Annotated in this window: 5 protein-coding genes; 1 reads left to right on the plus strand and 4 read right to left on the minus strand. The window is 59.8% G+C overall.

Annotation, left to right across the window (positions count from 1 at the left end; translation table 11 throughout):
• Positions 1–2: 2 nt before the first annotated feature.
• Positions 3–18,827 carry a filamentous hemagglutinin N-terminal domain-containing protein gene (locus tag PSPTO_RS16715; protein ID WP_011104446.1) on the minus strand — a complete coding sequence of 6,275 codons (18,825 nt, stop codon included), beginning with the start codon at positions 18,825–18,827 and terminating at the stop codon, positions 3–5.
• A gap of 39 nt (positions 18,828–18,866) precedes the next feature.
• Complete coding sequence (locus PSPTO_RS16720) at positions 18,867–20,576, minus strand: ShlB/FhaC/HecB family hemolysin secretion/activation protein (RefSeq protein ID WP_011104447.1); 1,710 nt, start codon at positions 20,574–20,576, stop codon at positions 18,867–18,869.
• Between the two features lie 221 nt (positions 20,577–20,797).
• Between PSPTO_RS16720 and PSPTO_RS16725 the strand changes: the two genes are divergently transcribed.
• Positions 20,798–21,673 (plus strand): LysR family transcriptional regulator, encoded by an 876-nt coding sequence (locus PSPTO_RS16725; protein ID WP_005770888.1) that lies wholly within the window; start codon positions 20,798–20,800, stop codon positions 21,671–21,673.
• A 37-nt stretch (positions 21,674–21,710) separates the two neighbouring features.
• On the opposite strand, the gene PSPTO_RS16730 is transcribed toward PSPTO_RS16725, so the two are convergent.
• Positions 21,711–22,136 (minus strand): VOC family protein, encoded by a 426-nt coding sequence (locus PSPTO_RS16730; protein WP_005770885.1) that lies wholly within the window; start codon positions 22,134–22,136, stop codon positions 21,711–21,713.
• Between the two features lie 205 nt (positions 22,137–22,341).
• Positions 22,342–23,583, minus strand: a complete 1,242-nt coding sequence (locus tag PSPTO_RS16735) for a M20/M25/M40 family metallo-hydrolase (RefSeq protein WP_011104448.1) — start codon at positions 23,581–23,583, stop codon at positions 22,342–22,344.
• Positions 23,584–23,641 lie beyond the last annotated feature (58 nt).

A 23,641-nucleotide genomic window follows, 5' to 3' on the forward strand; every position in this document is an offset into this window, starting at 1 on the left:
AGCTATTTCCCTAAGTCTTTCTGCAATTGGTTCCACCAAGGAGTTACCTGCTGCCGATGAACATCGCGAGGCAGGATAACTTTATTGGCGGAATCGGTTGGACTTCCACCAAATTTCACTGGATTGATTTCATGCACGTCCACAGGCTGACCTACAAGTCCTTGTTCTCGGCGTAGAGCGCTATTGGCTTTGTTGGCAACATTTCTGGCGGCATTGTACTCCGTCCCCTCCAGTAACCTGAATGGCCCTTGCGGTACGGGGACGCCCGCTGGATAGCCTGTCCAATCTGAAATCGAAAAACTTCCGTCCGGGGGATCGATAGAAACTCGAGGCGTAGCACCTTCGGCAGCACTGGTAGCGGTAGCTTTTGGACCATTCCCACCAGCAGCCCCAAAATACCCCTCTGGCAGCTCACAAGGCCCGGTATTATGCACCCATGTCTTGAGCTTCCCAACATAGAACGTATGCCCTACATCGACCGTCAGGTTATACGTTTTACCCACTGGCAAGTAAAGCTCCAGCGACTCGACCTCGGAAGACGTGTTCTCGCTGGCCCCGTCGGCCAAAGACTGCAAGCGGTCGCCTGGTTTCAGGTCGATGACCGGAACGAAACCATGTTGGGCAGGAACGTAGAACGGGTGGCCCGGGGTGACCAACAGGCTTTCGTCTTCGGCTTGGCCGTTTTCCTGTTTACCTTTGAGCTTGAGTCGGTAAATCGGCTGATCGGTGCGGATATGTGTTGCCAGAATCGCAGCCGCAAACGGCTTGCCACCGCCCTCAGGTTTGCTCCAGACGATGTCACCCACCTTGAGCGTATCGATGGCGCGCTCGCCATCCGGTGTGGAGACCATCGTTCCGGCCGCAAAGCAGCAAGGACCATCCATTGCAAACTTGCGCCCTGCCCCAAGTTCCGCCAGCGTCTTCGCCCGATTGGCAGGCAAGAAGTTCAGCGCAAACTCAAGATCGCTTTTCGCCCTGATCGCAGCGCTCGCCGCCGTGTTGCCCTGCATATCGTAGATGGTCGCCATAGCCTCTTTGGTCTGGCTGGCCTCCACGCTATTTTTGAACGAACCCCACGGGCTCTTGCTCAAACCCATCAACCCATTGGCGGCCTGTTCGCTCACCCCGACAGGATCACTCATCAAGGCCCACGCCGAGCCGAGAGAATCCGACAACGCACCGCCGCTACCTTGAGCAATCCCGGCCAGATTGCCGGAAACAGCGCTCAGGAAATCGGTTTTGACCGCAAGGTTTTTACGGTAGAAATCAGCGTATTGGTATTTGGGATCACCTGCATAGGCGCCTTGCATATTCAAGTTGTTGATCGACGGATCTGCATACTCCGCAGTATGCGTATTGCGATACTCGGTAATGAGCGCCACTGTTTCTGCTGGCGTATAGGATTTACTCCCGGCAACCACAGGAACATCACCTACCACCGCATAGCTATCCGCCAAAGGCGAAAGCGCGATACCCAGATGCTTCAAGGTCAAGGCATCAGGGACGACGCCTTTCGCTGCGAGCGCGTTATTCCAATCCTTGTCGGTGTAATACGCCAGCGCCTGAGCCAGGCGTTTCTCGGCCTCGGCGGGGCTGATATTGGCTTCCTGCGCCAGGCTTGAGGACTGTTTCTCCAACAGCGGTATTTCGTTCGGGTGCAACTGTCGGTTGTACTGGTCTGCCATGGCGGAAACCCAGGCAGCTTTCTCGACATCTCCACCCGCCAATCCTGCCGCAGTCAGGCCGACTATCTGTGCAGCCGCCTGACGATATTCAGGGTTGTTCTTGAACACCTCATTCAAAGTACCTGCCATTGCTTGACTGGCGCCAGCGGCCACTGCACCCGTCGTGAAATCACCGCCCGTTGCAGAAGAAACTGCGCCGCCCATCAGAGCATGCAGAGTTGTTCGGCCTATGCCACCTTCAGCCCACATTGCTTTACCCGAGACGTCTCCGGCGAGGGTTGCTTCAGTGAACTTTTGATCTGCAAAACTTCCGACCTGATTAAAGCCTATGGCCGCTGCCACAGTGCCTGCCTGACTGACCAACCCGTTGACCAGATTGTCACCCAGACTACCGCCGTTAACGGCAGTGTTAATAGCTCCCGAAGCCAGACCTTGCGCACCGGCATGAAGGGCAAAGCCACCCGCGCCTCCCAATGTGGAGAGATCAAACCCCTTTGTCAGACTATTGAATGGTTTGGTAGTCCCCCCCAACTGCGGATCAATGACGCCAGCGGTGAAGCCTGCGGTAAGACCTGAGATGGCAGCACTTTTTAAGCTATCGCTACTAAACGTATCTTTTAGTGCCGCGCCCAGATTGCCTTTGTTGTTGATAGTGCTGACGACACCCTGAGCAGTTATCGACGTAAGGCTGGCAACCGCTGCTGCGTTTGCAGCAGTGCCAATAGTTGCTGCCGTTGTCGCAGAAACACCAGCTGCCGTTGCTGCTCCGGTGGCGGCAGAGCCTGCTGCGGTACCCGCCGCCGCAAATGTGCCAGCACCCGCCGTCAACACTGTAACGACAATAATGATCGCCAGCATTGCCCCTTGGCCCAGGCTTGAGTTGTCGTACTTGAACGAATCATGTACTTCTTTGACCTGCCGCCAATCCACGTCACCGCGCAGCTCTGCCTCCTTAAGCCACGCCAGTTGCGGGTCTGCTTTGACCATTGCATCAATCGTCTGGCTTACGCTTTGCTGGTCAATCTGTTTGATATCGATTTTCAAGCCTTGAACAGCGCGGATCGCCACTTCACCCTTGGCCACCAGTTCGCTCTGACGCAGGGTTTCGTCGGTGTTGCCCTTGCCTTTACTGGAGTTCCACGCAAGGTCACTTTTGCTCTTCTCGTGACTCTCCTGATGCAGGTCCTTCACGCCCTCAAACGTAACCGCACCGCCACTTTCAATCGTCAGGTCCTTACCGCTCTCAAGCTTCGCAACCTGATACTTCTGATCACCGCCGCTCGACAGCAACAAGTCACCACCGGTGGTGATCTCACTGCCGATGTTTTTCACATCAGTGATTTCATCACGCTGGGTTTTCTTCGCGCCGAAGCTGCCTTTTTTCTTCATGTCGTACAGCGAATAATCACTGTCTTGCGCAGCGAGGATGTCCAGGTTCTCACCGGCTACCAGATACGCCTCTTTACCGGCCGTAATGCGGCTGGAGATCACCGCAAGATTCTGCCCCGCCTGCAAAGCCACACTGCCACCCGCTTTCAAATCCGCAGACACCTGGCTGACGTGATCTTCCTGCTCGGTCACTTTCTTGCTTTTGCCGTACGAGTGCTGCTCATCAGCCGCCGAGGACAGGGTCAGGTTTTCGGTCGCGGCCATGGCGATGTCGCGCTTGGCGTCGATGCTGCTAGCGATCACGTTGATGTCGCGACCCGCCTGGGCCGTCAGGTCACGTCCGGCGCTGACCGTGGAGCCCAGTTGCGTGATGCTGGAGTTGCTGGAGTTCGCACCCCGTGTCTGGCCGTTCTCGGTCTGGGCCGAGTCGATGGCGACGTCACGGCCTGCCGCGATGCTCAAGTCACGACCGGCCTGCAACACACCGCCGGTGTTTTTCACATCACGACCGGCTTGCAGGCTCATGTCGTTGGCCGCTTCGATGCGGGCCGCGCTGTCGGCGAAGTCTTTGCGCCAGGTTGCGTCATCCGCAGCGCTCTGATGGCTGGTCACCGTGCGTTCGTTGATGACGTCTCCGCGGATGGCGGTCAGCGTCACATCACGCCCGGCGATGATGCCCCCGGCTTTGTTGATCAGGTCGTTACCGGCCAGTAGATCGAGCCGGTTGCCAGCTTCTATCAGGCCGCTGTTGACCAGGTCATTTCCAGCGGCAGCCGACAGGTTGTTGGCCGCACGCAAGGTGCCGACGTTATCGAGGTTTTGCCCCGCGATCAGCGAGACGTCGTTACCGGCAATCAATGCCCCGGTCGGGCCAAGGCGATTGTCGGCTTGGGCCAGATAGAGCACAGGCACCAGCACCATTTCGCCATTCACTTCGTGCTCTTCTAGCCAGACGATGTCGTGGGTCAGTGCAGCAACTTGTTGTGAACTGAGCGATACGCCGACCGCCAGGTTCAGCTGCTGTTTGCTGGCGATGGCGTTGTTCATCAGGTACTTGAACTGGGCCTCGTTAGAGGTCTGCCCGTCGATGAACGCTTGCCCGGTTCGGGCCACGACGGCCTGCTGGACAAGGCGTTGCTCATACAAACCATCGCCCAGGCGCTTGGCGCTGACTTCCGGGTCGTAGCCCAGACCTGCGAGCAGGTAATCCGAGCTCAGGAATTGCTTGAGTTCGGTGAGGACCGGGTTGGTCTCGATCAGGTATTTCTGCGGTCTGGAAACGAATGAGCTGCTGGGTAGGCCCTCTACGCGGGTAACGGTTTGCGCTGCTGCCGAAACAACCGGGGTAATGGCACTGGCTTGCGCCACTGTGGCGGGCTGATTACTCGTATTTTGTGTAGCGCTTACAGGGTTGGTCTGAGTAACCACCGGGTTCAGAACAGCAGCAGTGACAGGACCGCCCTGAGCAGCCACCGTGTTACGAACCGGGGCCGCTACCGAAACACCCTGAGAAACCGCAGGGTTGCCGACAGAGGTAACGAGCGGTCCGCCCTGAGTCGCCACAGGGTTACGAACAGGGGCAATGACCTGCCCGCCTTGGGCATTGACGACCACTTGAGTAACGGTGGCAGTAGTACCGGACTGGACACCTGTCGTGGCCTGATTGATAGCGCTGACCAAGCTACCTTGCGTGCCATTTACAACCTGACCGGCCTGGCTGACTTGAGTGCCCTGCACCCTTCCGGCGTTTTGAGCGGCAGAGTTACCGGAAGAAATCGCAGTGATAGTCGGAAGACCCGATGTCGAGCCTGTGTTCTGGACAGGCAGCAACACACCGCTGCCCTGATTGCCCGTCGCAATGCCGGTCACGCTGTCGACGCTGGTGACACCTGCGGAATCAGAGGTATGCCCCGGCAGTACAAGCCCGCCGATAGGTGCGGCACCTGGCGCGCTGGTGTCGAACGCAGAGGCATTGGCGCTCACGCCTGCGCTTTGCCGTGTGACCGAAGCAAGCTGGCGGGCGGCATTGGATATCTGACTAACCGAGCCGATCTGGATGGTGCTTGCCTGCGCATCAGAGACGGTTTGCTCGCGTTGAGCGACGGAGACCGCTGCGCTGCCCATAGTCCAGCTTTGTGGCAGGCCGACGGGTTGGGCGACGGCGACTGCGGTGCCACTCTGGCCGCTGAGGCGGAACAGGCCGTTCTGGCCGGTGGGCAGGCTGAAGCCTGGTAGGCTTAACGGGTTGACTTGTTGTTGGGCGAGGTCTGGCGGTAGTTGCTGATTAACGGTAATGCGCGTGGAGAACTGAGTGCCAGGAGCGTTGGTGTCGGTGCGCGAACCGCCGCTCACGTAGGTGTAACCCGCCCGTACGACGCTGTTATTGATGTCGTTCTGAGCATTGACGTTGACCGCACCGGCAGCCTGGATAACGGCGGCATAGCTCTGATCGCCGTTACTTAGCCGTGTGACCTTGTAAAACTCGGGCATGTCGGTTTCGGTGATGCGAACGAAGTCGGCCAATGCTGCCTGAAGACCTGTAAGGCTGGCGTCATAACCGCTGCTGCCAAGCCAGTACTTATCAGTGAAGTCCTGAGCTGCTTTGGTCCACATGCTGGCGTTGCTGGTGCGCATGCTGCGGTACACCGTCACCGTTTCGGTATCGCTTGCCTCTACGCCGGTGTTAGTCAAATTGTTCAGCGTAGCGGTGAAGTTTCCGCCGGTAGCAATGGTGCTGCTCTGGTTGAGCAAATCGCCACCGTTCATGCTAAGACTGCCACCCGCGGCGATGCCTGACGCCGCACTGGCCGCGGTCACTTCCAGTTTTTCACGCTGAGTGACGTCCCAGGTATGAGTTTGCGTGCTGGTTTTGCAATCATTGTTGTAGAACTCGCGGTTGCACGCCCCCTCCTTGATCATGGCGCTATAAATACCACCATTACTGGTAGTCAAAATCGCACGGATATTTTGTATCGTGCTCGCCGCCAGACTCATGCTGCCGTCGCTCTGAATCGACGCCGAACTGTTGACGATGCTGTCGGCAAGGGCACCTTGCCCGTTACGGTCAATCGTGAGGTTGCCCAGGCTGTAGATGTTGGCGTAGCTGTTGTTCAGCGAGCTGACCCGCAGGCTCATGTTGCTGCCACTGAAGATCAGCCCACGGTCATTGACCAGCGAGCCGGTGGTCACGGTCAACGCCTGACCGCTGCCCAGCGTGCCCTGGTTGTTGATACTCCCGGCATTGACGGTCAGATTGGTCGCCGAGGTCAGGCGACCGACATTGCTTAATTGCCCACCCACCGAAACCGAAGTGTCTCCACCGCCAGCAATGGTCGAAGCGGCGTTGAGATTCACCTGTGCAGCGCTCAGCCCGAGCGTCCCGACGCTGCTAAGACGACCATTGCCCCCATAGGTGCCACCAAGGTTGAGGCTTAGCGAGCCATCACTCGCAATCAGCCCATCATTCGTCCAGTTACTCCCCGACCCGCTAAACAGGCTCGACGCCAGCAACTGCCCGCCCGCCGTCTGGTTCAACGTTCCGACATTGACCGTCAACCGCCCGGCCTGAATCACGCTGCTGTTGGTCCAGCTGTCAGCCGTCAGCGTCAAACCACCACGGGTAACGATGCTGCCACCCGCGTTGGTCAGGTTGGCCGTGGAGATATCAAACGTCCCGTTACCGGTATGCAGCAGAGAGCCGCCGCCGTTGAGGAAACTGCCTGCGTTGAGGATCAGGTCGCTGTTGGCGCTTTCCAGGGTGCCGTTGCGGTTGTCGAACAGGTTGCCGATCTGAAAGTTCGTCGCTCCGCCGCCGCCCAGCGCGCGCAGTTGGCCGGTCTGGTTATCCAGGCTTTGAGCGGTTACCGCCAGCGTGCTGTCACTTTCGATGATGCCAAAACGGTTGTTCAGTGCGCCGCTCAGGTTCAGCTCGACCTGGCCGCCTGCGATCTGGCCGTCGTTGTCGCCGCTGTTGTCGAAATTGCCACCGGTGACGCGCACCAGGCCTTTGGCGTAAAGGCCGCCGTTGCGGTTGTCGAAGCTTGCGGTGTTGATCAGCGCTTCGCCGGTGCGGGCAGAGACTCGCCCGCCGTAGTTGTCGAAGCTGCTCAGCGCCGTCAGGTTCAGGCGCTGCGCCTGGATCACGCCGCCCTGGCGATTGGCGTCGTAGCCGTTTTTCAGCACGCCGGTCACGCTTGCAGTGAACAGACCTTGCAGGCTGGACAGCACGCCGCCCTGGCTGTAGAGGTTGGCGGCGCTCACGTTCAGGTCACCGCCTTGCGCGATGATCCGGCCGTTCTGGTTATTGACATCGCCAACGACGTCAACGCGTAGCGCGCCGACGCTCTGTACCGTGCCGCGTACGTTGGAAAGGCTCGCGGCCTGTACATGCGCATTGGCGCTCTGGCTGTAGATCAGGCCATCGGCATCGTTGAGGACGTTGCCGCTCGCGACCACGGTCAGGGTGTTGTTGGCAGCGACGGTGCCACGGTTACTGTTGTCCAGTTGCCCGGAGGTGTTGAGGGTCATCAGGCTCTGGCTGATCAGTTGCCCGGCCTGGTTGTTGATCGCGGTGCTGCGCCGCAACAGCAAGGTGCCGCCACTGGCCAGCTTGCCACGGGTGTTGGTCAGGCTGCCCAGCAGGTCAAGGGTCATCGCGCCCTTGCTGCTCAGGTTGCCGGCGCTGTTGTCGAGGCTGCTGCCGCCAAAACTGACATCCTGCTGGGCCGTCATGTTACCGGCTGCGTTGTTCAAGGCATTGGCGTTGATGACCAGCCCGGCACCACTGTCGATCAAGCCGTTCTGGCTGTTGTTCAGCAAGCCCGAGACGGTCAGGGTCTGGCCCGTGCCGCTGGACAGGATGCCGCCGCTGTTGTCGAGGCTGTCAGCGGTGACGCTCAGGGTGTTTTGGCTGACCAGTGCGCCGTTGCCACCATTGAGCAGCTCGCCGGTCAGGGTGGTCACCAGGTTGCCACTGCGGCTGGACAGCGTGCCGCTGTTGCGGTTGTCGAGGCGGTTGCCGGAGACGTTCAGGCCCTGCCAGCCGGAAATAAGGCCGTTCTGGTTGAGCAGGTTGGTCGCGCCAACCGTCAGCACATTACTGCTGATCAGCTTGCCGCTGCTGTTGTCGAGGGTGCGGCCGCTGAGCGTGAAGCTTTGTGCGCTGGATACCTCACCGGACTGGTTATTCAGGTCGCGCAGGCGGCTGAAGGTCAACTGGCCATCGGCAGTAATCAAGCCACCCAGGTTGTTGAGGTCGTTGCCGACCATGTCGATGGACAGCCCGGCGTCGCCCATCACCCGGCCGCCATTGAGCGACAGGGCGTTGAGAACCAGGGTCATGTCGCGTGCTGCCGACACTTCGCCGCCGTTGCCGGCATCCAGACTGCCAGCCGTCAGGTTCAGGGTGCCGGTGCTGTTGATCAGGCCTTTTGCTGTGTTGTTGATCGATGTTGCGTTGAGGATCAGGCTAGTGCCGCCCAGCACCTGACCGTTCTGGTTGTCGAGGCTGGCCGCGCCCACCTTGAGCGCCTGGGTTGCATTGATCAGGCCGTTGTCACGGTTGGTGAGCAGGCCGGCGACGGTCAGGCCCAGGTCGTTGCGGCTGGTCAGTGTGCCGCCGGTGTTATCGAGGGTATTGACGACAGCGTCGACGCCCGCAGCGGCGATCATGCCTTTTACGTTGTTCAGCGCGCGCGCAATGCGCAGGGTCAACAATTGGTTGCTGAGCAGTTTGCCGCCGGTGTTGTTGAGTTGTTGCGCGTTGACGGTGAACGCCTGGGCGCTGGAGATTTCGCCGTTCTGGTTCAGAACCTCGTTGACGTTTTTCAGCACCAGTGCGCCTGGCGCGTTGATCAGTCCGTTCTGGTTGTCGAGCTGGCCGTTGTTCAGGTCAAGGCTCAGGGACGTATTGCTGAACAGCTTGCCGCCCTGCTGGCTCAGGCGGCTGACGCTGGCGGTCAGCGCCTGGCTGCTGCCAATGCTGCCGCCGCTGCTGTTGGTCAGTTGCGCGCTGGTCAGTTCCAGTCGATCGTTGCTGCTCACGCGACCGTTCTGGCTGTTGTCGAAATTCCCGGTCTTGAGGGTCAGCAGGCCTTTGCCGCTGATGGTGCCGCGCTGGCTGTTGTCCAGGCGGGTGCTGGTCAGGTTCAGCGCACCGTCGGTCACCAGCTTGCCGCCCTGGTTGCTGATGGCGCCAGCGCTGTCGAGCTTGAGGTTTGCGGCACTGGAAACGCTGCCTGCGGTGTTGGTCAGGCTGCCGGCGTTCAGCGTCAGGATGTCCTCACCGCTGATCAGGCCCTGACTGTTATCGAGCGCTGCAGACAGGTCGATACCCAAGGCCTTGAGGGCGCTCAGTGCGCCGCCGGTGTTGTCCAGCGTGCTGCCGATCAGGGTCAGGCCCGCCTGGCTTGAGAGCAAGCCGTTAGCACGGTTAGTGGTCTGCGCAATGTTCAGAGTCAGGGCTTTTTGCGCCAGCACCTGGCCTTTGTCGCTGTTGTTCAGTTGCTGGCCGGTCAGGGTCATCGTGTCCTGGCTGGACAGTTCACCGCCGCGGTTGTCGATGTTGGTGACATTGATGGCGAGGGCTTGGGTGGCGCCGATGAAACCGTTCTGACGGTTGTCCAGCGTGTCGCCGCGCAAGGTCAATGTGCCTTGGGCAAGCATCTGGCCGTTCTGTTGCTGAAGGTTGCCGATCTGCGCGTCGAGGTTTTGCTTGCTCGCCATTTGCCCCTGGCGGTTGTCTGCCGTTGCGGCGCTCAGATTCACATTGCCGTCGCCAATCAGCGTGCCTTGGGCGTTGGTCAAGGCGGTGTTTACCGTCACGTCCAGGCCTGCGCGGCTGCTGATCATGCCTTGGGTGTTGTCCAGACTGTCGCTGTTGATGTTCAGCGACGCGCCGGAAATATTACCTTTGAGGTTGCTCAGGGCCTTGTTCACCACCAGCGTCAGGGCCTGACTGCTGAGCAGCTTGCCGCCGCTGTTGTCGAAGCTGCTGGCGTTCAGGCTGAACGCCTGTGCGCTGGAGATTTCGCCGTTCTGGTTGGCAATGCCGTTGAGATTCTTTAGCAACAGTACGCCAGAGGCGTTGATCAAACCGCCCTGATTGTTCAACTGGCCGTTGTTCAGGTCCAGGCTCAGCGACGTGTTGCTGAACAATTCGCCAGCCTGCTGATCGAGGCTGGTCACACTGGCGGTCAAGGCCAGCGCACTGGCAATGCGCCCGGCGCTCTGGTTGATGACCTTGCCTGCCGTCAATCGCAGGGTGTCGCTGCTGGTCAGGCGACCGTTCTGACTGTTGTCAAACGTGCCGGTGGTGACCTGCGTAGCGCCCTTGCCGGACAGTTTGCCCGCTTTGCTGTTGTCCAGACTTGCGCTGGTCAGCGTGAGCGCCGCATCGGTGGTGATCGAACCTGCCTGATTGCTCAAAGCACCGGTGGTGGTGACGCTCAAGGCATCGGCACTGGACAGGCTGCCCGCAGCGTTTTGCAGGGACGCCGCGCTGACGGTCATGGCCGATTCGCTGCTGAGCAGGCCGCCCGTGTTGTCCAGCGCACCCGACAGGCCGATGTTCAGGTCCTGTTGGCTGGCCAGCGTACCGCCTGCGTTATCCAGGCGAGTCCCTTCAAGGCGCAAGGTGTTACCGAACAACAACCCCTTGTTCAGGTTGATCAAGCGCGCCACGGTAAGCCCCAGCGCGGTGCCCGCCAGCACTTTGCCGCCATTACTGGTGTCGAGCGTCTGGGCGATGATCTCCACGCCGATCTGGCTGGACAGTTCACCGGCCTTGTTGTCGATGTCGGCCACATCGATTTTCAGCGCTTTTGTGGAGCCCACCAGGCCACCCGACTGGTTGTCGAGGATGTTGCCGGTCAGGGTCAGGTTGCCCTGCGCAACCAGTTCGCCACCTTGCTGGGTCAGACCGCCAATGTGGGCGACCAGGTCAGCCTGGCTGGCGATACGGCCGCTGCCGTTGAGCACGCTGTCGGCCTGCAATTGCATCAGGCCGGCGGCGTTGAGCAGACCGTTCTGGTTATCCAGACGCGTGCCTACCAGCTCAAGACCCGCGTTACTGTTGATCAGACCCTTTTGAGCGGTGCTCAGGCCGCTCTGGCTGTTGTCGAGTGCATCGACGAACAGCTGCAGGCCTTTCTCGGCGCGAATCGCACCGCCACGGTTGTCCACGCTGGCACTGCGCACCATCAGCATGTTCTGCGCAGTGATACGCCCGCCACGGTTATCCAGCGTCTGGCTGGTCAGGTTCATCAGGCCCTTGGCTTGCAGGCTGCCACTGGCGCGATTGTCCAGGGCGTCGGTCAGCGTGAGGTCCAGTTGACCATCAGTGACCAGTGCACCGGCTTGCCGGTTGTCCAGACTCACCGCTCGAATGTCGGCCCCCTTGCCTGCGCCCAGGGTGCCGGCCTGATTGTCGATGGCGTCAGTAATAACCAGTTTCAGAAACCGGTCAGCCATGACCTGGCCGTTGGCATTGGCCAGGCTCAGCGCGTTGAGGGTGGTGTTACCGGCGCTGGTCAGCTCGCCCTTCTGGTTGGAAAGTGTGCCGGCGATGGTCAGCAGCAGATCAGCATCGCTGCTCACGCTGCCGCTTTGGTTATTCAGCTCATTGGCTGTCAGATCGATACCGTTGCCAGACACCAAGCCACGCAGGTTGGTCAGCAACTGGTCGACACGCACGATCAGTGCGCTGTCGCTCAGCACCGAACCCGCAGTGTTGTCCAGCGACGTCGCGGCCAGTGTGAAACCCTTGGCGCTGGAAATTTCCCCGTTCTGGTTGTTGACCGACGTGAGGTTTTTCAGCAGCAATTGACCGGGCGCCGTAATCAGACCGCCCTGGTTGTTCAGCACGCCCTTGCTCAGGTCGAGGCTGACGTCACCGTTGCCATACAGTCGGCCATCGTTACTCTGATCAAGGCCTGTGACCACGGCGGTCAGGGCCATGGCGCTGGCAATTCGCCCGGCGTCACTGTTGTTGACCTGCCCTGCATCGATCTTCAGGGTGCCGGTACTGGTCAGGCGACCGCCTTGCTGATTGTCGAACGCGCCGGTGGCAAGCGTCACACCCTTGCCGGCGATACGGCCGTTCTGGCTGTTGTCCACGCTGGCACTGCTGAGCGACAGGGTTGAATCACTGAGTATCTGCCCGCCACGGTTCACCACAGCGCCATCGACTTTCAGGACCGAAACACCGGTACTGGTGATGCTACCCGCCGTGTTGGCCAGAGAAGCGCCGCTCACATCAAGCGTGCCATCGCTGCGCACCACGCCCTGATTGTTGTTCAGTGCACCGCTGACCGTCAGGCCCAAGGTGTTTTTGGCGTAGACACTGCCGCTGCCGATGTTGGTCAGTTGCCCAAGGGTGAGTTGCACTTCCTGCTGACCGGAAACCGCACCAGCGCCTTGATTGTTCAGGTTGTCGGCCGTCAACAGCAACGCGCCGTTAGCCAGTAAACGGCCCTTGCCGCTGTTATCGAACTGACCCACAGTGGCGGTCAGTTTGCCCAGGCTGGAGAGCTCTGCATTGCGATTGTCCAGCGTCGCGGCATTCAGTTCAACGCCGGTGGCGGAAATCAGCCCGCGAAGGTTGGTCAGCAACTGGTCAATGCGCACGATCAGCGCTTTATCGCTGATCACCGAACCTGCGGTGTTGTCCAGCGTGGTCGCGGCCAGTGTGAAGCCGTTGGCGCTGGAGATTTTGCCGCTGCGGTTGTTGACCGATGAGAGATTTTTCAGCAGCAACTGGCCAGGCGCGGATAGCTGACCGCCCTGGTTGGTCAGTACGCCGTTGCTCAGGTCCAGGCTGACATCACCGTTACCGTACAACCGGCCATCGCTGGTCTGGTCCAGACCTGTCACCACAGCCGTCAGCGCCATCGCGCTGGCGATACGGCCCGCCTCACTGTTGTTGACCTGCCCGGCATTCAGTTGCAGCGTGCCGGTGCTGATCAGACGCCCGTCCTGATGGTTGTCGAAGGCACCGGTGGTGAGCACCAGGCCTTTACTGGCGATACGCCCGCTCTGGCTGTTATCGAGGCTGGCGCTGGTGAGCGTCAGGGTTGCATCACTGAGGATTTGCCCGCCCTGATTGACCACGGCAGCATCGGTTGCCAGGCCTGAAACGCCAGCACTGGTCACGCTACCGCCGGTGTTGGCCAGAGAACCCGCTTTCAGGTCAAGCGCGCCATCACTGCGCAGCACGCCCTGATCGTTGTTCAAAGCGCCGGTCAGCGTCAGGCCCAGTCTGTTTTTTGCATAAACACTGCCTGCGCCCGTATTGCTCAGTTGGCCCAGATTCAGTTGCATGTCCTGTTGCCCGGAAACGATACCGTTCTGGTTGTTCAGGGTGTCGGCTGTCAGCAGCAGTGCGCCGTTAGCCAGCAGGCGACCTTTGTCGGTGTTGTCGAACCCGCCGAGGGTGGCGGTCAGGGTGCTCAGGCTGGACAGCTCGGCATTACGGTTGTCGAGCGTTGCGGCACTCAGGTTGACCCCGTTGGCGGAAATCTTGCCGCGCAGGTTGGTCAGCCACTGGTTGATGCGCACAACGAGGGCTTTGTCGCTGAGCAGCGAACCCTCGGTGTTGTCCAGCGAGGTGGCCGCCAGCGTGAAACCATTCGCACTGGATATTTCACCCTTTCGGTTGCTGACCGACGTGAGGTTTTTAAGCAGCAACTGGCCCGGCGCATTGATCAGGCCGCCCTGGTTGGTCAGTACGCCATTGCTCAGGTCCAGGCTGACATCGCTGTTGCTGTAAAGCCTGCCGTCGCGGGTTTGATTCAAGCCAGTGACCACGGCCGTCAGGGCCATGGCGCTGGCGATACGACCTGCGTCGCTGTTGTTGACCAGCCCGGCATTCAGTTGAAGCTCGCCGGTACTGGTCAGGCGACCGTCCTGATGGTTGTCGAAGACGCCGGTGGTGAGCACCAGGCCTTTACTCGCAATACGGCCACTCTGGCTGTTATCGAGGCTGGCGCTGGTGAGTGTCAGTGTCGCATCGCTGAGGACCTGCCCGCCCCGATTGACAACGTCGCCATCGACATTGATCGATGCAACCCCGGCACTGCTGATACTGCCCGCGTTGTTGGTCAGCGACGCGGCACGCAGCGTCAGCGAACCGTCGCTACGCAGCACGCCTTGGTCATTGTTCACCGCCCCGATGACGGTCAGGCCGAGACTGCTTTTGGCATAGATGCTGCCGCCAGTGGTGTTGGTCAGTTGCCCCAGGTTCAGTTGCACACCTTGCTGCCCGGAAACAATTCCGTTCAGGTTATTCAAACCGTCGGCCGTCAACAGCAGCGCACCGTTGGCCAGCAGGCGGCCTTTTTCGCGGTTATCGAACTGGCCGATGTTGGCCGTCAGGTTGCCAAGGCTAGACAGTTCGGCGTTGCGGTTGTCCAGCGTTGCAGCGCTCAGGGTGACGCCGCTGGCGGAAATCTGCCCGCGCACGTTGTTCAGCAACTGATTGATGCGCACGATCAGCGCTTTGTCGCTGATCAGCGAGCCGTCGGTGTTGTCCAGCGACGTGGCTGCCAGAGTGAAACCGTTGGCGCTGGAGATTTTGCCGCTCTGGTTGTTGACCACGTTGAGGTTTTTCAGCAGCAACTGGCCGGGAGCGGAGATCTGCCCGCTCTGGTTGTTCAGCAAGCCATTGCTCATGTCCAGGCTGACGTCAGTGTTGCTGTACAGACGGCCGTCGTTGGTCTGATTCAAGCCTATGACCACGGCAGTCAACGCCATCGCGCTGGCGATGCGACCTGCAGCGCTGTTGTCGACTTGCCCCGCCGTCAGGCGCAGGGCACCAGTACTGGACAGGCTGCCGCCCTGCTGGTTGTTGAACGTGCCGGTGCTCAGCAACACGCCGTTACCGGCAATACGCCCGCGCTGGCTGTTGTCCAGGCTGCCACTGGTGAGTGTCAGTTGAGCATCGCTGACGATCTGTCCGCCCTGATTGACAGCTGCGCCGTTGAAGTTGAGCACACCTGTTCCGGCACTGGTCACGCTGCCATTGGTGTTGGCCAGACCGGCTGCTTTCAGGTCCATCGTGCCATCACTGCGCACCACGCCCTGATCGTTTGCCAATACACCGCCCAGCGTCAGATTCAGGGCGTTTTTAGCGTAAAGACTGCCAGCACCGGTATTGTTTAGTTGCCCCAGATTCAACTGCACGGCCTGCTGCCCGGAAACAACCCCGTTCAGGTTGTTCAAACCGTCGGCCGTCAACAGCAGCGCGCCGTTGGCCAGCAAGCGACCTTTTTCACGGTTGTCGAACTGGCCGATATTGGCCGTCAGGTTGCCAAGGCTGGAAATTTCGCCATTGCGGTTGTTCAGGGAGCCGGCTGTCAGATCAAGACCGGTCGCCGAAACCAGACCGCGCAGGTTGGTCAACAACTGGTTGACGCGCACAACGAGTGCCTTGTCGCTGAGTATCGAACCGTCGGTGTTGTCCAGCGACGTGGCCGCCAGCGTGAAACCGTTGGCGCTGGAAATCTTGCCGCTCTGGTTGTTGACCACGCTCAGGTTTTTCAGCACCAGTTGGCCCGGTGCATTGATCAAACCACCCTGGTTAGTCAGCAAGCCATTGCTCAGGTCCAGGCTGACATCGCTATTACTGTACAGACGGCCATCGTTGGTTTGATTGAGGCCCGTCACCACGGCAGTCAATGCCATCGCGCTGGCGATGCGACCGGCAGCGCTGTTGTCGACTTGCCCCGCCGTCAGGCGCAGGGCGCCAGTACTGGACAGGCTGCCGCCCTGCTGGTTGTTGAAAGTGCCGGTGCTTAGCAACACGCCGTTACCGGCAATACGCCCGCGCTGGCTGTTGTCCAGGCTGCCACTGGTGAGTGTCAGTTGAGCATCGCTGACGATCTGCCCGCCCTGATTGACAGCTGCGCCGTTGAAGTTGAGCACACCTGTTCCGGCACTGGTCACGCTGCCATTGGTGTTGGCCAGACCGGCTGCTTTCAGGTCCATGGTGCCATCGCTGCGCACCACGCCCTGATCATTGTTCAACGTTCCGCTGACGTTCAGGCCGAGACTGCTTTTGGCATAAAGACTGCCACTGCCGGTATTGTCCAGTTGCCCCAGATTCAACTGCACGCCCTGCTGCCCGGAAACAATTCCGTTCAGGTTATTCAAACCGTCGGCCGTCAACAGCAGCGCACCATTGGCCAACAGGCGGCCTTTTTCACGGTTGTCGAACTGGCCGATGTTGGCCGTCAGGCCACCAAGGCTGGAAATTTCGCCATTGCGGTTGTTCAGAGAGCCCGCTGTCAGATCAAGACCGGTTGCAGAAACCAGACCGCGAAGGTTGGTCAGCAACTGGTTGACGCGCACGACGAGTGCCTTGTCGCTGAGTAGCGAGCCGTCGGTGTTGTCCAGCGACGTGGCCGCCAGCGTGAAACCGTTGGCGCTGGAGATCTTGCCGCTCTGGTTGTTGACCACGTTGAGGTTTTTCAGCACCAGTTGGCCCGGTGCATTGATCAAACCACCCTGGTTGGTCAGCAAGCCATTGCTCAGGTCCAGGCTGACATCAGTGTTGCTGTACACGCGGCCGTCGTTGGTCTGATTCAGGCCCGTCACCACGGCAGTCAATGCCATCGCGCTGGCGATGCGACCTGCGTCGCTGTTATTGACTTGCGCTGCGGTCAACTGAAGCGTGCCGGTGCTCGACAGATTGCCGCTACGCTGGTTGTCGAAAGCACCAGTGCTCAGCACCACGCCGTTACCGGCAATACGACCGCTCTGGCTGTTATCAAGGCTGCCACTGATGAGCGTCAGGCCCGCATCACTCAGGATCTGCCCGCCCCGGCTGACGACTGCACCGCTGGTGGTGACCGACGCCGCCCCGGCGCTGGTTGTGCTGCCGCTGTTGTTGCTCAGTGACGCCGCGCGCACATCCAGCGTGCCGTCACTGCGCAGTGCACCTTGATCGTTGTTCAGCGCGCCGTTGAGGGTCAGGTTCAGATTGTTCTTACCGTAAACACTGCCGTTGCCGGTATTGGTCAGTTGCCCCAGCGTCAGTTGCACGTTCTGCTGACCGGCCAGCGAGCCGTTCTGGTTATTCAGAGTGTCGGATGTCAGCTGCAATGAACCATTGGCCAGCAGGCGGCCTTTTTCGCTGTTGTTGAACTGCCCCACGGTCGAGGTCAGGTTGCCGAGGCTGGAGATTTCTGCGCTGCGGTTGTCCAGTGTGGCGGCGTTGAGCAGCAGATAACCGTTGGCACTGACAAGGCCCAATTGATTGAGGAACTGACCGGAAATACGCGCGGACAAGGCGCTGCTGCTGGACAGCTTGCCTTGCTGGCTGTTGTCCAGCGACCCGGCGGTGATCGTCAGGCTACCGCTGCTGCTGATCAAGCCGCTCTGGCTGTTCAGCACCTGAGAGGCGTTGATGTCCACGCTGCCACTCTGGCTCAGTATTCTGCCCGACTGGCGGTTATCGATCGCGGCGGCCGCAATGCGTGTGCTGGCCTGCCCGTTCAGGGTTGCACCCTGGTTATTCAGGACCTGGGTAACAGTGGCCTGCAAGGCACGGCTGGCGGTAATGCTGCCGCTGTTGCTCAGCCCGTTGGCCGACAACGTGACATCGCCCGAACCGTTGCGGCTGTTATCGGCGTTGACGCCTGCTTCGATCACCGCCGAGTTGTTGAGCTGACCGCCTGCGGACAGTGTCAGCGCATCGCGTGCGGCGACGTTCTGACGGGTCACGAGATCACCCGCCGTGGTCACGGCCAGCGACGCGCCCGCATAGACCGGCCCGTTGACTTCGGCACTGTTGGCCTTGACCGTAACGGCAGCACTTGCAGCGGTCTGCATTACGTTCAAATGACCGTTGGCATCGATCTGAATATCACCGCCACTGGCCGCCAGATTACCGGCCAGCCTGACGCCGACACCTGCTTCGGTGCCCACCAGACGGATCGTCCCGGCGTACATCCCGCCCAGTGCCGAGCTGTCGATGGCCAGTTCCGGTTTGGCGCCGCCGTCGTCAGCCAAGGCTGTGGCGTTCAGGGTCTGCGCGTCGACATCGTTACGACCGGCAATGATGTTGAGGCGTCTGGCGTGCAGTTCGGCGTTGATCTTCGCGCTGCGGGTGATGATGTCGAACTGGTCAACGTTGTCGGCATTAAGCCCCACGCCGTCGATGGAAATACTTCCGCCCTGAACGTTGAAACGCTGCAACTGGCCATTGGCGTCCAGCACCGGCTTGCCGGTGGTCAGCGTGACCTGCGGGGTGTTGATGAAGCCGCAACCGTTGCAACTGATGCCGTAGGGGTTGGCAACAATGACTCGCGCCGCCTGCCCTGCAACCTCCGTATACCCCTTGAGCTGGCTGGCGTTGGCCCCGACCACTTCGTTGAGAATGGTGGTCGCCGCCGTGCCACGCAGGTTGGAGTTGCCAACGATGATCCCGCCCAGTTGGGTACTCTGGGTCTGGTTGGTGGAGTTGTTGAGGATGACGCCCTGGCTTTCGACGTTGAACTGCTGGTACTGGTTATGCGACAGGCCGCTGGCATTGGGCGTGGCAATGTTGACGATCGGCACGCCATTGCCCGCCTGACTCAGGCTGGTATTTGGCCCACTGACCACAATGCCTTCGGCCTGGACCAGCAACGGCTGCCAGAACATCGCATTGGCGAGAATCAGCGCGAGGCCGCGCTTGGGCATTCCCCAGAAAGACCTGCGTTCGGTCAGCACAGCAGAAGGCTGACGAGCAAGCAGGGCCAGTTGGTGAACGTCCATGTAAATGACCTCGAAACAGTGGGATTGGAAACGGCGTTATTAAAGGAAGAAGTCCACACGGAAATAGACCGGCGCTTCGCGCTCGATCACATCGGGACGTTCCAGGGAGCGAGCGAAGGTCACCGAGGCGGCAACGTGCTGGCCACGGGTAAACAGCTCGAACGAGTTGCTGGACAAGCGACCATGCTGGTCGCCGTTGTAACGGTCATTGCGGATCACGCCCTGGTCGTAACCAGCCGCCGCGCCATATTCGGCAAACAACGGGCGCAGCCAGTCGAACGTCACCGGGCGGGTCAGGCGTATTTCGTTGCGCCAATAGCCGCCGCTGTCGCCGGACAGAAACTCATCCTTGTAGCCACGCACTGATGAAGATCCGCCCAGGCTCTGGCGCTGCGGGCTGAACAACACATCCTCGCTACGCTGCCCAGTGGCCAGGCTGGTGAAACTCAGGTTTTCACCCCACAGCTGAAACGGATGCAGGTAGCTGATAGTGCCGGTGTATTTGCGATAGCGTGCATCGGGCTGGCCTGGCCCGGGGTTGTGGTTGCCCTGCGCATCCAGAGCACCGATGCCCTGCTGCATGCCCAAGTCGATGTTGACGAACGCCGAGCCCACCCGCCGACCATGGTTGATGCCGAACTGAGCTTCGGTGATACGGTTGCTGCTGACCGCCAGTTTGCTATCTTCGACATAATTGTTGGTGCGCAAGTACGCCAGCCCGGCATTGAGCGAGGTCTTGCTCAGGGCATCTCGGTACACGACGCGCTCGGCCTTGAACTGATGGTTCTGGCTGTCGCCGTCCTGCTTGAAGTTGATGTTGGATGACTGCGCCACCGAACGGTATTCGCTGGTGCTGTACAGGTAGCTGAACGTCCACCAGCCCCACGGCAGGCTGTAGGAAAGCGAGGCATTGCGAGAGGCTTTCTGGCGATCGCTGATCGCATCGTGACCGCCACGCAGGCTGAACTGATCCGCCAGACCCAGCGGATTGTCCCACTCAAGCCCGGCATTCCATTGCTGCTCACCGGTACTGCGCTGCCCCTCGTTGGTACGCGACAGATTGGCCCGCCACGGCTTTTGCGGCGTGCTTTTGACCACCACATCGCTGCCGCCCACTTCTTTGCCGGGCGTCAGTTCCATCTGTGCCTGACTGGACGGCAGACGATTGAGCTGATCGACCATCTGCTCGATTTCGCGCAGGTTGACGATCTGGCCTTCCTGACCGGGAAAGGTCATGGCCAGTTGGCGATCCGACAGGCCACTGTCAGCCGCGCCGTGCAGTTTTTCCAGCTTGCCTTCGATGACCAGCACTTGCAGATCGCCCGTCGACAGGTCCTGCTGCGGCAGGTAGGCGCGAGTGGTTATCAGGCCCTTGTCGAGGTAGTGATCGGTGATGGTTTTGAGAAGGTCGTTGAGTTGCGCCACGCCAAGGCATTTGTTCTGAAAAGGCTTGATCAACGCGTCGCGTTCGGCAGGCGACAAGGAGTCGGCACCTTTGAGCTCGATACGACTGATAGTGAAACAGCGTGTGTCCTCAGGCGTCGCGGGCGCCACGGGCGTGGCCTGCTTGCCGGGCAACTCCTTGAGTTCGTCAAGGCGGCGACGCTGCTCTTCCAGCAGACGGTCCTGACGGTCACGGATAAGGTCTTGCACCCCGGGTGTATCAGCCGGAGCGGTAGCCGCAAATGCAGGGGCGGCCACGAGGGCGAGCGAGAGCAGCAGCGCCGTTTTGAGAGCATGGAGATACACAGTGCGTCCTTTCAGTAGCAGATTGACATCAAAAAGGTTGGCAATACTAGATCGCCATCATCATGGCGTCAAATATTTGTATCGACCTTGTATCCGATTTATTGAACTTTATTTCAAAAAACGGTCCCGGCATCACAAGGGTGCTCCAGAGAGTCAACAACATTCTCTTTCAATCAAAAAAACAAATATCCGCACGCCACAAACACAACTAATATTTGCCAATGATCAAAGAATTGAAAACCCTCATCGCCGTCGCCAGAGAAGGCACGTTCGCCGCAGCGGGAGACCGTATCGGGCTCACTCAAGCGGCCGTTAGTGCGCAAATGCAGCGCCTTGAAGCGCAACTGGGTGTCGAGTTGTTCGACCGCAAGGGACGTTCGGCGCAGTTGAACCGGATGGGCCAGCAGGTGCTGCTGCAAGGTCAGGAACTGGTGCGCCTTTATGGCAGCCTGGGCAATTCGGCCACTGGCTCTGCGCCCAACGTGCTGGTGACGATTGGCGCTATCGCGTCTGTGCAGCGCTCGTTCCTGCCGGACGCGCTGGCGCTGTTTCACCGGCAATTTCCGCAATGCCGGACCCGGGTCATACCGGGCCTGTCGATGGACCTGGTCAATCAGGTGGACGCGGGCGAAGTGGACCTGGCGGCAATCATTCGTCCGCCCTTTTCGCTGCACAGCGATCTGCGCTGGACCACCCTCATGCGCGAACCCTATCGCCTTATCGTTCCGGCCGATCTTCAGGGTGAGGACTGGGCAGAGCTGATTTCAAGCCAGCCTTTCATTCGCTACGACAGGTCTTCTTTTGGCGGGCGGCAAGTTGACCGTTTTCTGCGTCAGACGCACGTTTCGCTGCGCGAGGTGTGTGAGCTCGACGAGCTGGACGCCATTGTCAAGCTGGTCGCCAATGGGGTTGGCGTGGCGCTGGTGCCGGAAACCGCGACCATTCAGGCGTGGCCTGCCGGGGTACGTGCGGTGAACCTTGGGCCGCACACGTTTCATCGCGATATAGGGCTGGTGCATCGCGCGCGTCGCAGCCTTACCGAGCCGGTCAATGTGCTGGCTCAGTTACTGACTGCGCAGGTTCAGGACACACAGTGACCGGCTAACGTGGCCCGATCACTGTTACAGGAAAACATTACTTGGCGAACAACTGGCTCATGTCTTTGAACGCCTTGAATTCCAGCGCATTACCGCACGGATCAAACAGGAACATGGTGGCCTGCTCGCCGACCTGCCCTTTGAAGCGGATGTAGGGTTCGATCACAAATTTGGTGTCGAATGACCTCAACCGCTCGGCCAGTGCTTCCCACTGCGCCCATTGCAGAATGATGCCGAAATGCGGAACCGGCACGTCATGACCATCCACAGGGTTGCTGTGCACGCTTTCCTGTGACGCTGTTTTCGGGTGTTCATGAATGACCAGTTGATGGCCATAAAAATCGAAGTCCACCCATTGCGCACTGGAACGCCCCTCGGCAAGCCCGAAGACTTCACCGTAGAAAGTCCGGGTGGCGGCCAGGTCATATACAGGGATTGCGAGGTGAAAAGGAGAAAGGCTCATCAGAACTCCAGGTACTTTTTTTAGATTTCCAGACAGGCAAACATCGACAGCGCCTGCGGCGATGCAACGGTCTGCTGAACGCTGGCATCATCCTAGAACCGGCTCACAAAAAATAAAATCAACATGTTTTGTTGGGAAGCACAAATAAAATTTGTGCTTCCCAGTGCTCGACCTGCAGTCGCTCAACAATCAGATACCGTGCGAATCACTGCTGCCCGGACAACTTCATGATCATTCGCGACAGCAGGTAGATACGCGGCGCCACACTGCCGACCTCGGCATATTCCTCGGGCGTATGAATGTTGCCGCCGACAATCCCGAAGCCATCCAGCGTCGGCGTGCCCACGCTGGCAGACAGGCTTGAATCAGCCGCCCCGCCGCTGCCTTCGATGGTCAGCGTGCGCCCCAGTTCGCCGTAAATGCCCTGAGCCATGGCGACCAGCGCATCGGACTGCGCAGTTTGCGGCATCGGCGGCAGGCCACGGACCAGACTGGTCTTGACCTCGGTGTCGGGCACCAGCTTGTTGGCCGAGACCTTGGCGAGGTCTTTTTCGATCCGGTCGAACTCCTCCGGTACTGCCGCGCGCACATCCGCCTTGGCGCTGGCTTGATCCGGGATCACGTTGGTGCGATCACCCGCCTTGAGCACAGTGAAGTTGATGGTGGTTTTCTTTTCCTCATCGCCCAGCTTGCCGAGCTGGAGAATCTGATGCGCCACTTCGGTGGCGGCATTGCGACCCAGTTCCGGCGCAACGCCTGCATGCGAAGCCTTGCCCTTGACTTCAACCAGCGCAGTGGCAGAACCCTTGCGCCACACCACCAGCCCATCGGCCGGGCGACCCGGTTCCAGGTTCAGCGTGACATCGTGTTCCCTGGCGGTTTTCTTGATCAGTTCAGTGGCGACCACAGAGCCGGTTTCCTCGCTGGCGTCGAGCAATACGGTGATCTGCGCGTAGTCGGTGAATTTCAGGTTGTGCAGGACCTTCAGTGCATAGATAGCGGCAACAATACCGCCCTTGTCGTCCATCACGCCGGGGCCGTAGGCACGACCGTCCTTGATGTGAAACGGCCGCTCGGCCGCCGAGCCTTCCTTGAACACGGTGTCCATGTGCGCCATCAACAGAATCTTCGCCTTGCCGGTGCCTTTCAGGGTGGCAAGGACATGATTGCTGGCCTCCGGTGTGTTCGGCACAAGCTCGATGGTGGCACCGAGTTTTTTAAGCTCTTCAATCGCAATGTCGCTGACCTGGGTCAGGCCCGGCACGTAACCGGAACCCGAATCGATGTTGACCAGACGCTCCAGCAGTTTCAAGGCCTCGCCCTGGTATTGCTCGGCATCGGCCTGAATCACCTTGTGCGGATCGGCCATGACCATCGGCGTCAACGCCGTCAGCACAAAAGCGAGGCCCAGATGAGCAGCAAGCGGCGTGCGGGAAAATGAGCGCATGGTTGTTCCTTCCTTGTGTCGGATTAACGTCGATTTTCAGGAACATACCGCACAAAAG

It is taken from the genome of Pseudomonas syringae pv. tomato str. DC3000 (assembly GCF_000007805.1).
Classification (GTDB): Bacteria; Pseudomonadota; Gammaproteobacteria; order Pseudomonadales; family Pseudomonadaceae; genus Aquipseudomonas; species Aquipseudomonas avellanae.